Source organism: Nocardioides sp. Z35_8 (assembly GCF_059621125.1).
In genome coordinates this window covers 71,823-86,091 of the sequence record NZ_JCAQIE010000004.1, presented here as the reverse complement: position 1 = coordinate 86,091, position 14,269 = coordinate 71,823, and the positions used below count along the sequence as shown (strand labels likewise).

Below are 14,269 nucleotides of genomic sequence, written 5' to 3'. Positions count from 1 at the left end.
AGCGGTTGTCGGTCCCCGCGACTAGCGTGAGGTCCATGGCACGCGCGTACGCGATCGAGGCCGAGGGCCTCGTCAAGCACTTCGGCGACACCGTCGCGGTCGACGGGGTCTCCTTCGTCGTCCCCGAGGGCTCGGTGCTCGGACTCCTCGGCCCCAACGGCGCCGGCAAGACGACCACGGTGCGGATGATGACCACCCTGACCCGCCCCACCGCGGGCACCGGGCGGGTGGCCGGTCACGACATCCTGGCCGACGCGGCGGCGGTGCGGCGCAGCATGGGCCTGACGGGGCAGGCCGCGACCGTCGACGAGCTCCTCACCGGCCGGGAGAACCTCCGCCTCATCGGGAGCCTCTACGGCCTCGACCCGGTCTACATCCGGCGCGCCAGCGACGAGCTGCTGGAGCGCTTCTCGCTCGCCGACGCCGGCAACCGCACGGCCAAGACCTACTCCGGGGGCATGCGACGACGCCTCGACCTCGCGGTCAGCCTCATCGCGACGCCTCCCGTGCTCTTCCTCGACGAGCCGACCACCGGCCTCGACCCGCGCTCGCGCGTGGAGCTGTGGGAGGTGCTCCGCGAGCTCGTCGGCGACGGCACGACGCTGCTGCTGACGACTCAATACCTCGAGGAGGCCGACCAGCTCGCCGACAACATCGTGGTCATCGACCGCGGGACGGTGATCGCGGAGGGCACCCCGCTCCAGCTCAAGGACCAGTCCGGCGCCGCCGCCCTCGTCGTGACGGTCTCCCACGCCGGCGAGCTCGAGGCGGCCCGGGCGCTGCTCGGCCCCCACGTGCGCGAGGTGCACGTCGACGTCGGCGCGCGCCAGCTCACCGCGCCCGCCGAGGGTCTGGGTCACATGACCCGCGTGGCCGCGATCTTCGACGGGAGCGACATCGTGCTCGACGACATCGGGTTGAAGAGGCCGAGCCTCGACGACGTGTTCCTCCACCTCACGGGGCACCGCGCCGAGCAGCCGACCGACGACGAGAGCGACGACCACGCCGGTCAGGGCGCGGGGGAGACCACAGGAGGGAGAGCCCGATGACCACGCTCGAACGACCCGAGATCCGCGCCACCGGGCTGCTGACGCAGTCGTGGGCCATCGCCCGGCGCAACTTCCTCCACATCCGGCGCATGCCCGAGATGCTGATGGACGTCACCATCCAGCCGGTCATGTTCGTGCTGCTGTTCGCCTACGTCTTCGGCTCCTCGATCGACGTGGCGACCCCCGCCGGCTACCGGGCGTTCCTGCTGGCCGGGATCATGGCCCAGACCGTCGCGTTCGCCTCGTTCATCGTCGCCGTCGGCCTCACCGCCGACCTCGACAAGGGCATCGTCGACCGGATGCGCTCACTCCCGATCAACCCCGCGGCGGTCCTGGTGGGCCGGAGCATGTCGAGCCTGGTGCACGCCTCGATCGGTCTGGTCGTGATGTCGCTGACCGGGCTGGTGATCGGCTGGCGCATCCACACCAACGTGCTGGAGGCGGCCCTGGGCTACCTCCTGCTGCTCGGGTGGGGCTTCGCGATGATCTGGGTCGGCATCTGGGTCGGCTCGGCGATGAGGTCCGTCGAGGCGGTCAACGGCGTCATGTTCGCGACGATGTTCCCGATCACGTTCCTGGCCAACACCTTCGCTCCCACCGACCGGATGCCCACCTTCCTGCGGGTCATCGCCGAGTGGAACCCGATCTCCTCGCTCACCCAGGCCGTGCGCGAGCTCTGGGGCAACGACCAGCCCCTGGCCGCGGGAGCGGCGTTCCCCATGCACCACCCGATCCCCTTCACGATCGGCTGGATCGTGCTGATCACCGCGGTCGTGGCGCCCCTGGCGATCCGCACCTTCCGGGCCCGCACCGCCGACTGAGCGACCGGCCGCTGCGACCGGCCGCTGCGTGGTGGCCGGGGTCACTTAGGTCACCCTTGCTTGAACCACGGGAAGCAATAACGACACACTTGCGTTGTGGAATTCGTGAGGACGGCGACCGGACAGCGTGAGGGCGATGCGCCCACGCGCGACCGCGTGGCCCGCACGATCCTCGAGAACGGCCCGTCCACGGCCGCCGACCTGGCGCTCCGCCTCGACCTCACGCCCGCCGCCGTGCGCCGCCACCTCGACCACCTCGCCGACGAGGGAGTCGTGGAGTCGCGCGAGCAGAAGGTCTACGGCACCCGCGGGCGCGGGCGCCCCGCCAAGGTCTTCGCCCTGACGCAGGCCGGGCGCGACAGCTTCGACCAGCAGTACGACGACCTCGCCGTGCAGGCGCTGCGGTTCCTGGCCGAGACGCAGGGCGAGGACGCCGTCGTGGAGTTCGCCCGGCGCCGGGTCTCGTTCGTGGCGCGCGACTACGCCACCGCCATCTCCGGCGACCCCGACCTCACGCCCGCCGAGGCCCTCGCCCAGGTCTTCACCCAGAACGGCTACGCCGCCTCTGTGCGCGACCTCGCGCCCGTCCGCGGCATCAGCGTGGGGGAGCAGCTGTGCCAGCAGCACTGCCCGGTCTCCCACGTCGCCCACGAGTTCCCGCAGCTCTGCGAGGCCGAGACCGAGGCGATCGCCTCCGTGCTCGGCACCCACGTCCAGCGGTTGGCGACCATCGCCCACGGCGACGGCGTCTGCACCACGTGCATCCCCCAGACCCTCAAGACGGACCCGGAGACGGACCCGACAAAGGAGCAGGCATGACCCAGAACCTGAGCATCGAAGACCTCAACCCCGAGCTCAAGGGCATCGGCCGCTACGAGTTCGGGTGGGCCGACAAGGACGACGCCGGCGCGACCGCGACCCGTGGCCTCAACGAGGACGTCGTACGCGACATCTCCGGCAAGAAGTCCGAGCCGCAGTGGATGCTCGACCTGCGCCTGAAGGGCCTCAAGCTCTTCCACCGCAAGCCGATGCCGACGTGGGGCTCCGACCTGTCGACGATCGACTTCGACAACATCAAGTACTTCGTGCGCTCCTCGGAGAAGCAGGCCACCTCGTGGGAGGACCTGCCCGAGGACATCAAGAACACCTACGACAGGCTCGGCATCCCCGAGGCGGAGAAGCAGCGCCTCGTCGCCGGTGTGGCCGCGCAGTACGAGTCGGAGGTCGTCTACCACTCGATCCGCGAGGACCTCGAGGAGAAGGGCGTCATCTTCGTCGACACCGACACCGCGCTGAAGGAGCACGAGGAGCTCTTCAAGGAGTACTTCGGCACCGTCATCCCGGTCGGTGACAACAAGTTCGCCGCGCTCAACACCTCGGTGTGGTCGGGCGGATCGTTCATCTACGTGCCCAAGGGCGTCCACGTCGACATCCCGCTCCAGGCCTACTTCCGGATCAACACCGAGAACATGGGCCAGTTCGAGCGGACGCTGATCATCGCCGACGAGGACTCCTACGTGCACTACGTGGAGGGCTGCACCGCGCCGATCTACTCCTCCGACTCGCTGCACTCCGCGGTCGTGGAGATCGTCGTCAAGAAGGGCGCCCGGGTCCGCTACACGACCATCCAGAACTGGTCCAACAACGTCTACAACCTCGTCACCAAGCGCGCCACCTGCGAGGCCGGCGCGACGATGGAGTGGGTCGACGGCAACATCGGCTCCAAGGTGACGATGAAGTACCCCGCCGTCTACCTGATGGGCGAGCACGCCAAGGGCGAGACGCTCTCGATCGCGTTCGCGGGCGAGGGCCAGCACCAGGACGCCGGCGCCAAGATGGTGCACGCGGCGCCGCACACCTCGAGCTCGATCCTGAGCAAGTCGGTGGCGCGCGGCGGCGGGCGCACGTCCTACCGCGGGCTGATCCAGGTCAACGAGGGCGCCTACGGCTCGAAGTCCAACGTGCTCTGCGACGCGCTGCTGGTCGACCAGATCAGCCGCAGCGACACCTACCCCTACGTCGACATCCGCGAGGACGACGTGTCGATGGGCCACGAGGCGAGCGTCTCGAAGGTCTCCGACGACCAGCTCTTCTACCTCATGTCGCGCGGCATGGAGGAGGACGAGGCGATGGCGATGATCGTGCGCGGCTTCGTCGAGCCGATCGCCAAGGAGCTGCCGATGGAGTACGCCCTCGAGCTCAACCGCCTGATCGAGCTGCAGATGGAGGGCGCGGTCGGCTGATCGACGCCGCCCGCCCTCGTCCGACGTACCAGAAAGAGATGTAGTGACCGTCACCACCGATTCCGTCCGCTCCGCCCTGGAGCAGGCACCCGCCGACCGGGTCGAGAGCCACCTGCACCCGGCCGGCTCGTTCGCCGTCGCCGACCACGTGGTCCCCACCGGCCGCGAGGAGATCTGGCGCTTCACGCCGCTCAAGCGGCTCAAGGGCCTGCACGCCGACGCCCCGCTCGACGGGCGCAACGTCGACGCCACCTGGACCGCGCCCGAGGGCGTCTCCGTGGGCGTCGTCACCGGCGACGAGGCCACGGCGCTGCGCGGCGTGAGCGGCTGGGTGCCCAACACCCGGTTCACCGCCCGCGTCCTCGCCGACGTGCCTGCCACGCTGCTCGTCGACGTGCCCGCCGACGTCGAGGCCACGGAGCCGATCGTCCTCGAGGTCGACGGCACCGACGCCGACGTCACCAGCGGTGCCCACGTCGTGCTGCGGTTCGGGCGTCACAGCAAGGGCGTCGTCGTGCTCAACCACACCGGCTCGGCCGCGGTCGCGGCCGTGGTCGAGGTCGTGGTCGCCGACGGCGCCGAGGCGAGCGTCGTCTCGATCCAGGACTGGGCCGACGACGCCGTCCACCTCTCGCACCACCAGGCGCTCGTGGGTCGCGACGCGACCTACAAGCACGCCGCCATCTCCTTCGGCGGCGACCTGGTGCGGATGGACGCCAACGTCACCTACGACGGTCCCGGTGGCTCCGCCGAGCTGCTCGGCCTCTACTTCGCCGACGCCGGCCAGCACATCGAGCACCGGATCTTCGCCGACCACACCGCCCCCCGCACGAAGTCCCACGCCGTCTACAAGGGCGCGCTGCAGGGCGAGAAGGCGCACACCGTGTGGGTCGGCAACGTGCTGATCCGCAAGATCGCCGAGGGGATCGAGACCTACGAGGAGAACCGCAATCTGGTCCTCACCGACGGCTGCCGGGCCGACTCGATCCCCAACCTCGAGATCGAGACCGGCGAGATCGAGGGCGCCGGCCACGCCTCGGCCACCGCGCGGTTCGATGACGAGCAGCTGTTCTACCTCCAGTCCCGCGGCATCTCCGAGGCCGAGGCCCAGCGACTGGTCGTGCACGGCTTCTTCAACGACCTGATCCGCCAGGTCGGCGTGCCGTCCATCGAGGAGCGCCTGCTCTCGACCGTCGAGGCCGAGCTCGCCAAGAACGTCCTCAAGGACGTCGGCTCGCTCGCCGCCTTCGCATCGGGGGCCTGATGGCGTTCGAGCGCGCCTGCTCCCTCGACGAGGTCTCGGCCGACCAGGGCCTCGCCGTGACCCTCGGGCGCTACGAGATCGTCGTCGCCCGCAACGGCGACGAGGTCTTCGCGCTGGAGAACGAGTGCAGCCACGCCGCGGTCGCGCTCAGCGAGGGCGAGGTCGCCGACTGCCAGATCGAGTGCTGGCTGCACGGGTCGATGTTCGACCTGCGCACCGGCAAGCCGACCAACCTGCCGGCGACGGAGCCCGTCGCCACCTTCCCGATCGAGGTACGCGGCACCGACGTGTACATCGACACCGAGACCACCCTGAACGGAGTCACCCCCGCATGAGCAAGCTGGACATCCAGGACCTGCACGTCACCGTCGACACCGAGGACGGCCCCAAGGAGATCCTCAAGGGCGTCACCCTCACCATCATGGACGGGGAGACGCACGCCATCATGGGGCCCAACGGCTCCGGCAAGTCGACGCTGGCCTACTCCATCGCCGGCCACCCCAAGTACACGATCACCGGCGGCTCGGTGACGCTGGACGGCCAGGACGTGCTGTCGCTCTCCGTCGACGAGCGCGCCCGCGCCGGCCTGTTCCTCGCCATGCAGTACCCCGTCGAGGTCCCCGGCGTCTCGGTGTCCAACTTCCTGCGCACCGCCAAGACCGCCATCGACGGCGAGGCCCCCAAGCTGCGCACGTGGGTCAAGGACGTCAACGGCGCCCTCGAGCGGCTCAACCTCGACTCGTCCTTCGGCACCCGCAGCGTCAACGAGGGCTTCTCCGGCGGCGAGAAGAAGCGCCACGAGATCGCCCAGCTCGAGCTGCTCGACCCCAAGGTCGCGGTGCTCGACGAGACCGACTCCGGCCTCGACATCGACGCGCTCAAGATCGTCGCCGAGGGCGTCAACCGGTTCCGCGGCCGCGAGGGCAAGGGTGTCCTGCTGATCACCCACTACACCCGCATCCTTCGCTACATCGAGCCCGACTACGTCCACGTGTTCGTCGACGGCAAGGTGGCCGAGTCCGGCGGCAAGGAGCTCGCCGACCAGCTCGAGGCCGAGGGCTACGACCGCTACCTCACCGCGGCGCGCTGAGCGGCACCCCGCACCCTCCACCCTCCGCCGTGACCAGCACGGTGCGCCCACCGCCCGAAAGGGGTACGACATGGAAGGACTGCTTCCGGATCTCGACGTGATCCGCAAGGACTTCCCGATCCTCGAGCGCACGCTCGCGGGCGGAGTGCCGCTGGTCTACCTCGACAGCGCCAACACCTCGCAGAAGCCGCAGATCGTCATCGACACGATGGTGGACCACCTCGAGCGGCACAACGCCAACATCGCCCGGGCGATGCACCAGCTCGGCGCCGAGTCGACCGAGGCCTACGAGGCGGCGCGCGACCAGGTGGCGACGTTCCTCAACGCGCCCTCGCGCAACGAGGTCGTCTTCACCAAGAACGCGACCGAGGCGCTCAACCTGCTGGCCCGCACCATCGAGCTCGGCCCCGGCGACAATGTCGTCATCACGGAGATGGAGCACCACTCCAACATCGTGTCGTGGCAGCTCGCCTGCGAGCGCGCCGGCGCCGAGCTGCGCTGGTTCGGGCTGACCGACGACGGCCGGCTCGACATGACCGACGCCGACCGGCTGGTCGACGAGCACACCAAGGTGGTCGCCTTCACCTGGGTCTCCAACATGCTCGGCACGATCAACCCGGTCACCGACCTGGTGGCGCGCGCCCGAGCGGTCGGAGCCGTGTCGGTGATCGACGCCTCGCAGGCGGCGCCCCAGCTGCCCGTGGACGTCCAGGCGACCGGGTGCGACTTCCTGGTCTTCACCGGCCACAAGGTCTGCGGCCCGACCGGCATCGGCGTGCTGTGGGGGCGCGAGGAGCTGCTCAACGAGCTTCCGCCCTTCCACGGCGGCGGCGAGATGATCGAGACCGTGACCATGGCGCGCTCGACGTACGCCAAGGCGCCGCACCGCTTCGAGGCCGGCACCCCGCCGATCGTCGAGGCGGTCGGGCTCGGCGCGGCCGTCGACTACCTCCGTCACATCGGCCTGGACTCCGTCCACCGCCACGAGCAGGCGATCACGGCCTACGCCCTCGAGGGCCTGCAGACCGTCCCGGGCCTGACCGTCCTCGGTCCGCTCGACGCGGCCGACCGCGGCGGCGCGATCGCCTTCGAGCTCGAGGGCGTGCACCCGCACGACATCGCCCAGGTCCTCGACTCGCGCGGCGTCGCCGTGCGGGCCGGGCACCACTGCGCCAAGCCGGCGCACGCGCGGTTCGGGGTGCAGAGCTCGACGCGGATGTCGTCCTACCTCTACACGACCCCCGCCGAGATCGACGCGCTGGTCGAGGGCCTCCACCACACCCGCAGCTACTTCAAGGTGGGTTGAGATGAGCACCGAGCTCGATGCGCTCTACCAGGAGATCATCCTGGACCACTACAAGAACCCTCACCACAAGGGCCTGCGCGACCCCTTCGAGGCCGAGGTGCACCACGTCAACCCGACCTGCGGCGACGAGGTCACCCTGCGGGTGCACCTGTTGGACGGGGTGGTGGAGGACGTGTCGTACGACTCGGTCGGCTGCTCGATCTCGCAGGCGTCGGCGTCCGTGATGACCGACCTGGTGATCGGCCGGCCGGTCGACGAGGCTATGACGATCCACCAGACCTTCCTCGAGCTGATGCAGGGCAAGGGTCAGGTCGAGCCCGACGAGGACGTCCTCGAGGACGGCATCGCCTTCGCCGGTGTCGCCAAGTTCCCCGCGCGCGTGAAGTGCGCGCTGCTCTCCTGGATGGCGTGGAAGGACGCGACCAGCCAGGCCCAGACCGAAGGAGTGACCCGATGACCGAGTCCACCCACCAGACCGACCACAGCGACCTGCCCGAGGTGCCCGAGGCCATCGGTGGCGGCGGGACCGGCGGCACGTCGACGGTCACCGTCGACGACGTCACCGAGGCGATGAAGGACGTCGTCGACCCTGAGCTGGGGATCAACGTCGTCGACCTCGGCCTGGTCTACGGCGTGCACCTCGACGAGCACAGCAACGCCGTGCTCGACATGACCCTCACCTCGGCGGCCTGCCCGCTGACCGACGTCATCACCGACCAGACCGAGTCGGCCCTCGAGGGCCTCGTCGGCGACGTCGCGATCAATTGGGTCTGGATGCCGCCGTGGGGCCCGGACAAGATCACCGACGACGGGCGCGAGCAGCTGCGCGCGCTCGGCTTCAACGTCTGAGGCCGCCGCTCAGCTGCCGGCCCGCGCCGACACCTTCGTCACCCAGTAGGGCGTCGTCGGTGTCGGCGTGGTGTTGAACCGCGCGTTGGGCAGGTAGAGGTCGCCGCGGTAGCGGGCGACCGTGGTCGGCACGTCGAAGCTGGTGTCGTCGTCGAGGTCCGCGGCGGTGATCGTGCGGACCAGCCGACCGCTGAGCCCGCTGCGTGACAGGCGCAGGACGGCGACCTCGTTGATCCGGTTGCGCACGACGTAGAGGGTCTGGCCGTGGCGCAGCATGCCGTCGCCCATCGTGAGCGACGCGCCACCCAGGTCGACCTCGGTGGCCACCCCGGTGCCGGGGTCGACCCGGTAGAGCAGCCCGCTGGTCGAGTTGACCACGAGGAGATGGCGACCGCTCGGCGTGGTGCTGATGCCGTTGGCCCCGAAGCCCGTGCCCTGCACCCACTCGCCGGTGAGCGGGAGGGTGGTCGCCGTGGCGGCGGGTCCCCGCGCACTGCGGCCGAGCCGGTAGAGCTGCGGTTGGGAGGAGTCGGTGAACCAGGCGGCATCCCGGGTCAGGACGACGTCGTTGACGAACGCAGGCCCGGCGGTGAGGGCGAGGTCCGCCACCACGGCTCCGGTGTCGGTGTCGACGACCCGGGCCGTGCCGGACGTGCCGCCGGCGACGTACAACAGGCCCCTGCGGTCGGACTTCAGCCCCACCGACGGCGTGCCGGGTCCCTCGCTGATGACCGTGCCCCGGCCGGTGCGCAGCGACACCTCGTAGATGTCGCCGTCTGCCCTCGAGCCGAACCAGGCCGTCGGTCCCGGTCCGATCGCGATCCCCTCGGGCTGGAAGCCGTCCGGCAGTGCGATGCGGGAGGGGAAGGTGCCGTCGAGGGGCACGGCCCGGGCCGCGGCGGGCGGCGTGGTGAGCACGGTCAGGCCGAGCAGAGCAGCGGCGCCGGAGACGAGCAGACGACCCATGGTGGACCTCCGAGTAGGTGAGACCTTCGACCGTAGCCCCGCCCTGGTGGGCGGACCCGGACCCGGCCCTGCCACTCCCGCGTCGGCCGTGGTCGGCGACCCTGATATTGCGTGGCGGCGGGACGCGGGCAGGCGCACACTCCAACCGTGCTCAACCCCCATCCCACGCGCTACGCCCTGCTCAACGGCGTGCTGCACGACCTCGTCACCGGCGCCCACGACGCGCTGGGCGACGCGCTGGTCGGTGCCTACCTGCAGGGCTCGTTCGCCCTCGGCGCGGGGGACGAGCACAGCGACTGCGACTTCCTCGTCGTGGTGAGCGCGCGGCCCGACGCCACGCAGGAGGCCGCGCTGCGGCGCCTCCACCACGACCTGCCCCACCGCGACGGCTTCTGGTGGGGGCACCTCGAGGGCTCGTACGCGGTGGCGGTCGACCTGCGCACGACGGCGGGCCTCGGCCGCGAGTGGCTCTACGTCGACCACGGGTCGGACCGGATGGAGTGGTCGACGCACTGCAACCAGCCATGGACCCGCTGGATCCTGCGCGAGCACGGCATCACGCTGGCCGGGCCGTGCCCGGTCGGGCTGGTCGAGCCGGTGCCCGAGGAGGTGCTGCGCGACGCGGCGCGCGCGGGCCTGGCGACGCTGGTCGACGAGGTGCTCGGCTGGTGCCCGCCGAGGGTCGCGTGGTGCCAGCGCTACCTGGTGGTGCAGGCCAGTCGTAGCCTCTACACGGTCCGCACCGGCGAGGTGGCCAGCAAGCGCGACGCGCTGCGCTGGGCGATGGTGCACGGTGACCCGAGGTGGCGGCCGCTGCTGCAGCAGGTGCTGGCCGACCGCGACCAGGGCCTCGACCCGCAGGCGCCGCCGCGGCCCGGGTCGATGGAGGCGGCGCGCGAGTTCGCGGCGTACGTCGCGCGCGTTGCCTGACTCGCTACCCTTCGGGGCATGCAACCCGAGGTCGACCCGTCAGAGACCGACTTCGACCACGAGGAGCTGCGCGTCTTCTGGGACCTCGCCCGCTTCCACGCCAAGCTCAACGCGGCGCCGACCTACTTCGGCCCCACCGCGCTGGAGTCGGTGCCGCCGCCCGCCTGGGCCTACGGCGAGACGGCGGGGGAGTCCGACGCGTTCGTCGCGCAGGTGCTCGCCGACGAGAAGGGCGCGACGACCGCCCCCGCCGAGGAGTACGCCGGCGAGCTGCCGGAGGTCGGCGTGCTCTCGATCCTGTGCGACGGGTCGGGGAAGCCGCGGGCGCTCGTCCAGGTCTCCGACGTGACGCAGTCGGGCGTCGACGTCGTCGAGTCCTTCACGGTCGTCTACAGCGCCTGAGCCCACACGCTGCTCGCCCACGGGTGCGGGGGAGTCGTGTGGGAGAGTCCTCGCATGGCTGAGCGGATGACCTACCTCCTCGTCGACGGGGAGAACATCGACGCCACCCTGGGCACCTCGATCCTGGGTCGGCGACCGCGTCCGGAGGAGCGTCCGCGCTGGGACCGGCTGCTGGAGTGGGCCGAGCGTGCCTTCGACCAGGACGTGACCGGCCTGTTCTTCCTGGCCGCGAGCACCGAGCTGCCGACCAGCTTCGTCCAGGCGCTGCTCGCGATCGGCTTCAAGCCGATCCCGCTGAGCGGCGAGGGCAAGATCGTCGACATCGCGATCCAGCGCACCGCCGAGGCGCTGGTGCACCGCGAGGCCGACGTGGTGCTGGTCAGTCACGACGGCGACTTCGTCGACCAGGTCTCCGCGTTGTGCGACGGCAGCCGGCAGGTCGGCGTCATCGGGTTCACCGAGTTCGTCAACTCGCAGTTCCGCAGCCTCCCCGGCGTGCGGATCTTCGACCTCGAGTACGACCTCGGTGCCTTCAACTCCCCGCTCCCGCGGGTGCGGGTGATCCCGATCGACCAGTTCGACCCGCTCGACTTCCTCTGACCCCGGCTCGCGCCTCGAGATCGTGCATGTAGCACTCTTGCTATCTCCGTAGCATGAGGACTACCGTCGGGTGATGGACACCACACGGGGGACGGTCATCGAGGTCAGCGACCTCCGGATGCGCTACGGCGACAAGGACGTGCTGCGCGGCGTCGGGTTCGCGATCGAGGCGGGCGAGGTGGTCTGCCTGCTCGGTCCCAACGGGGCGGGCAAGACCACGACCATCGAGATCCTGGAGGGGTTCCGCGACCGGTCCGCCGGCGACGTCCGCGTCCTCGGTGAGGACCCCCGACGGGCGAGCGAGGCATGGCGGGCGCGTACGGGCGTGGTGCTGCAGTCGTGGCGCGACCACCCGCGCTGGACCCCCCGCACGCTGCTCGACCAGATGGGCGGCTACTACGCGCCCTACTCCACGGACGAGCGGACGCGACCGGTGCCGACCGACGAGCTCCTCGAGACGGTCGGCCTCGTCGACCTCGCCGACCAGAAGATCGCCACCTTCTCCGGGGGCCAGCGTCGCCGCCTCGACGTCGCCATGGGCATCATCGGCCGCCCCGAGGTGCTGTTCCTCGACGAGCCGACGGCCGGCTTCGACCCGCAGGCGCGACGCGACTTCCACCAGGTCGTGCACCGCCTGGCCGACCTCGAGCACACCACGATCCTGCTGACCACCCATGACCTCGACGAGGCGGAGAAGCTCGCCGACCGCGTCCTGGTGCTCGCGGGCGGCCGGATCGTCGCCGACGACACGGCCGAGCGGCTGGCGTTGCGCGCCGCGCTCGGGGTCGAGGTGAAGTGGACGCGCGGAGGTGAGCGCTTCGTGCACTCCGCCGACGACCCCACCGACTTCGTCCGCAGGCTCCTCAACGAGCCGGGTGAGCCGGTGGTCGACCTGGAGGTGCGGCGGGCCAGTCTCGAGGATGCCTACCTCGACCTCGTGCAACGGCACGAGGCGGGGGAGGCCGACGAGGCCGTCCGCGCATTCTCGAGGGCGGTGTGAGATGGCGACGCTGACGACACGGGCGACGGCCGGCACGGCGCACGCCGTACGCCTCGGGCTGGGGCGCGGGTGGACGGAGTTCGTCCAGGGTCTGCGCAGCTCCCAGGACCAGTGGTTCTACCTCTCCACGGCGGCCCTCGCCGTGGGCTACCTCTACCTGCGTCGCGACACCGTGGTCGACGGCTCCGGCCTGCTGCTGCCGTCGGTCGCCCTGCCCAGCATCCTCGGCGGCCTCATCGTCTTCGGACTGATCGTGGGTCCGGCCTACAGCCTGGCCATGGAGAAGGAGGACGGCACCCTGCTGCGCGCGAAGGCCGTGCCGCGTGGCCTGACGGGCTACTTCGCCGGGCAGCTCGTGCTCCACTCGGCGAGCCTGGTGCCGCAGACGGTCGCCGTGCTGGTGCCGAGCTTCCTGCTCTTCGACAACCTCATGGCCCACCCGAGCGGCTGGTTCACCCTCGCCTGGGTGATGGTGCTGGGTCTCCTGGCCGCGCTGCCGATCGGCATGATGATCGGCGCGCTGGTCCCGTCGGCGCAGAAGGTCGGCATGTGGGGGATGCTCCCGGTGATGGTGCTGGCCGGCATCTCCGGCATCTTCTACCCCATGCAGGCGCTGTGGGGCTGGGTGCAGGTCGTGGCGCAGGTCTTCCCGATGTACTGGATGGGCCTGGGCATGCGCTCGGCGTTCCTGCCCGACTCCTACGTCGGCGCCGAGCTCGGCGACTCGTGGCGCACGGCCGAGACGGTCGCCGTGCTCGGCGCCTGGGCAGTCCTCGGCGCCCTCGTCGCCCCGGCGCTGCTGCGCCGCATGGCACGCCGCCAGTCGGGCTCGCAGGTCGCCGCCGCACGCGAGGCCGCCACCCAGTGGGTCAAGTGAGCGAGTCGGTGCACAACCGCATCGCCTTGCTGCGCGCCGAGCAGGGCGTCTCCCGCCGTGAGCTCGCCTCCGCCCTGGGGGTCCACTACCAGACGGTGGGCTACCTCGAGCGCGGCGAGAACAGTCCCAGCCTCGACCTCGCGCTGCGCATCGCCGAGTTCTTCGGCGTGCCAGTGGAGGCGGTCTTCTCGCTGAGACCGTTCCCCCGCATCAGCGACCAGTCCGGGCACAGCGCGTGACGGCCCGCTAGCGTGCGGGCGTGCCCGTCGTCCTCGTCCCGACCGCCCGCTGGCAGCGGTGGGTCGCCAACTTCACCGCGAGCCACGGCGGCACGGAGCTCACGGTCGCCGACGGGACGCTCCGGGGACAGGCGGGCGACGGCTCGCACTTCACCGCCCGGCTGCCGTTCGGGGCGACGTACGCCGGCGTCCCCGAGGCCGGTGCCTTCGCGGCGGCGGCCCACCCGCCGGGGGAGTGGGGCGTGCTGCTCGTGCGCAAGGGCGGCTTCGCCGTCGCCCGGCTGCGCGGCGACTCGCTGGTCGAGCACAAGATCGGGCAGCGGCACGTGCAGGGCCGCACCAAGGCCGGCGGCCAGAGCCAGCAGCGCTTCGCCCGCCGTCGCGACAACCAGGCGCGGCAGGCCTACGAGGCCGCGGCCGACCACGCCGCGCGGATCCTGGCCGGGGTGCGCGTCGCCGTCGCCGGCGGCGACCGTGGCGCTGTCGACGCGGTCCTGGGCGACCCGCGGCTCTCGTCGCTCACCCTCGTCGACCCGTGGCTCGCGGTGCCTGACCCGCGGCGGGCGGTCCTCGACGCGGCGGTCCTGGAGGCCCAGGCGATCGAGGTCGACGTCGTCAACGCCTGACGCGCCG

At 70.9% G+C, this 14,269-nt stretch carries 18 protein-coding genes; 17 read left to right on the top strand and 1 reads right to left on the bottom strand.

The window, feature by feature from the left end:
* The first annotated feature begins 35 nt into the window (after positions 1-35).
* From AC54T2_RS16865 to AC54T2_RS16820, 10 genes are all read left to right on the top strand, one after another.
* A complete protein-coding gene (locus AC54T2_RS16865; RefSeq protein ID WP_496666754.1) occupies positions 36-1,049 on the top strand; it encodes an ATP-binding cassette domain-containing protein in 1,014 nt (337 codons plus the stop codon).
* Positions 1,046-1,870 (top strand): ABC transporter permease, encoded by an 825-nt coding sequence (locus AC54T2_RS16860; protein WP_186342584.1) that lies wholly within the window; start codon positions 1,046-1,048, stop codon positions 1,868-1,870. The genes AC54T2_RS16865 and AC54T2_RS16860 overlap by 4 nt, the downstream gene beginning before the upstream one ends.
* A 96-nt stretch (positions 1,871-1,966) precedes the next feature.
* Positions 1,967-2,689, top strand: coding sequence for a helix-turn-helix transcriptional regulator (locus AC54T2_RS16855; protein WP_313960528.1), 723 nt, complete (start codon positions 1,967-1,969; stop codon positions 2,687-2,689).
* Entirely contained in the window at positions 2,686-4,113 is a 1,428-nt protein-coding gene (gene sufB, locus AC54T2_RS16850; RefSeq protein ID WP_496666753.1) for a Fe-S cluster assembly protein SufB, read from the top strand. The genes AC54T2_RS16855 and sufB overlap by 4 nt, the downstream gene beginning before the upstream one ends.
* 43 nt (positions 4,114-4,156) lie before the next feature.
* Positions 4,157-5,377, top strand: coding sequence for a Fe-S cluster assembly protein SufD (gene sufD / locus AC54T2_RS16845; protein ID WP_186342582.1), 1,221 nt, complete (start codon positions 4,157-4,159; stop codon positions 5,375-5,377).
* Positions 5,377-5,712, top strand: a complete 336-nt coding sequence (locus AC54T2_RS16840) for a non-heme iron oxygenase ferredoxin subunit (protein WP_186342581.1) — start codon at positions 5,377-5,379, stop codon at positions 5,710-5,712. Before sufD ends, AC54T2_RS16840 begins: the two co-directional genes overlap by 1 nt.
* On the top strand, positions 5,709-6,467 hold the full coding sequence (gene sufC, locus AC54T2_RS16835; RefSeq protein ID WP_496666752.1) for a Fe-S cluster assembly ATPase SufC: 759 nt from the start codon (positions 5,709-5,711) through the stop codon (positions 6,465-6,467). Before AC54T2_RS16840 ends, sufC begins: the two co-directional genes overlap by 4 nt.
* A gap of 70 nt (positions 6,468-6,537) precedes the next feature.
* Complete coding sequence (locus AC54T2_RS16830) at positions 6,538-7,773, top strand: cysteine desulfurase (protein ID WP_186342579.1); 1,236 nt, start codon at positions 6,538-6,540, stop codon at positions 7,771-7,773.
* A gap of 1 nt (position 7,774) precedes the next feature.
* Positions 7,775-8,230 carry a Fe-S cluster assembly sulfur transfer protein SufU gene (gene sufU, locus AC54T2_RS16825; RefSeq protein ID WP_496666751.1) on the top strand — a complete coding sequence of 152 codons (456 nt, stop codon included), beginning with the start codon at positions 7,775-7,777 and terminating at the stop codon, positions 8,228-8,230.
* Positions 8,227-8,622, top strand: coding sequence for a metal-sulfur cluster assembly factor (locus AC54T2_RS16820; protein ID WP_186342577.1), 396 nt, complete (start codon positions 8,227-8,229; stop codon positions 8,620-8,622). Before sufU ends, AC54T2_RS16820 begins: the two co-directional genes overlap by 4 nt.
* A 9-nt stretch (positions 8,623-8,631) precedes the next feature.
* Here AC54T2_RS16820 and AC54T2_RS16815 read toward each other — a convergent pair whose 3' ends face one another.
* Positions 8,632-9,588, bottom strand: a complete 957-nt coding sequence (locus tag AC54T2_RS16815) for an NHL repeat-containing protein (RefSeq protein ID WP_186342576.1) — start codon at positions 9,586-9,588, stop codon at positions 8,632-8,634.
* Between the two features lie 147 nt (positions 9,589-9,735).
* Here AC54T2_RS16815 and AC54T2_RS16810 point away from each other — a divergent pair, with 147 nt between their 5' ends.
* The 7 genes from AC54T2_RS16810 to AC54T2_RS16780 all read left to right on the top strand — a co-directional run bounded on the left by AC54T2_RS16810 (position 9,736) and on the right by AC54T2_RS16780 (position 14,262).
* Positions 9,736-10,518 carry an aminoglycoside adenylyltransferase domain-containing protein gene (locus tag AC54T2_RS16810; protein ID WP_186342575.1) on the top strand — a complete coding sequence of 261 codons (783 nt, stop codon included), beginning with the start codon at positions 9,736-9,738 and terminating at the stop codon, positions 10,516-10,518.
* An 18-nt stretch (positions 10,519-10,536) separates the two neighbouring features.
* A complete protein-coding gene (locus AC54T2_RS16805; RefSeq protein WP_496666750.1) occupies positions 10,537-10,920 on the top strand; it encodes a hypothetical protein in 384 nt (127 codons plus the stop codon).
* Positions 10,921-10,974: 54 nt separating this feature from the next.
* Positions 10,975-11,520, top strand: coding sequence for an NYN domain-containing protein (locus AC54T2_RS16800; protein WP_186342573.1), 546 nt, complete (start codon positions 10,975-10,977; stop codon positions 11,518-11,520).
* Positions 11,521-11,593: 73 nt separating this feature from the next.
* Positions 11,594-12,520: an ABC transporter ATP-binding protein gene (locus AC54T2_RS16795; RefSeq protein WP_186342572.1), complete on the top strand. Its 927-nt coding sequence runs from the start codon at positions 11,594-11,596 to the stop codon at positions 12,518-12,520.
* A 1-nt stretch (position 12,521) separates the two neighbouring features.
* Positions 12,522-13,397 carry an ABC transporter permease gene (locus AC54T2_RS16790; RefSeq protein ID WP_186342571.1) on the top strand — a complete coding sequence of 292 codons (876 nt, stop codon included), beginning with the start codon at positions 12,522-12,524 and terminating at the stop codon, positions 13,395-13,397.
* Positions 13,394-13,636 carry a helix-turn-helix transcriptional regulator gene (locus tag AC54T2_RS16785; protein ID WP_186342570.1) on the top strand — a complete coding sequence of 81 codons (243 nt, stop codon included), beginning with the start codon at positions 13,394-13,396 and terminating at the stop codon, positions 13,634-13,636. Before AC54T2_RS16790 ends, AC54T2_RS16785 begins: the two co-directional genes overlap by 4 nt.
* A gap of 20 nt (positions 13,637-13,656) precedes the next feature.
* Complete coding sequence (locus AC54T2_RS16780; protein ID WP_496666749.1) at positions 13,657-14,262, top strand: acVLRF1 family peptidyl-tRNA hydrolase; 606 nt, start codon at positions 13,657-13,659, stop codon at positions 14,260-14,262.
* Positions 14,263-14,269 lie beyond the last annotated feature (7 nt).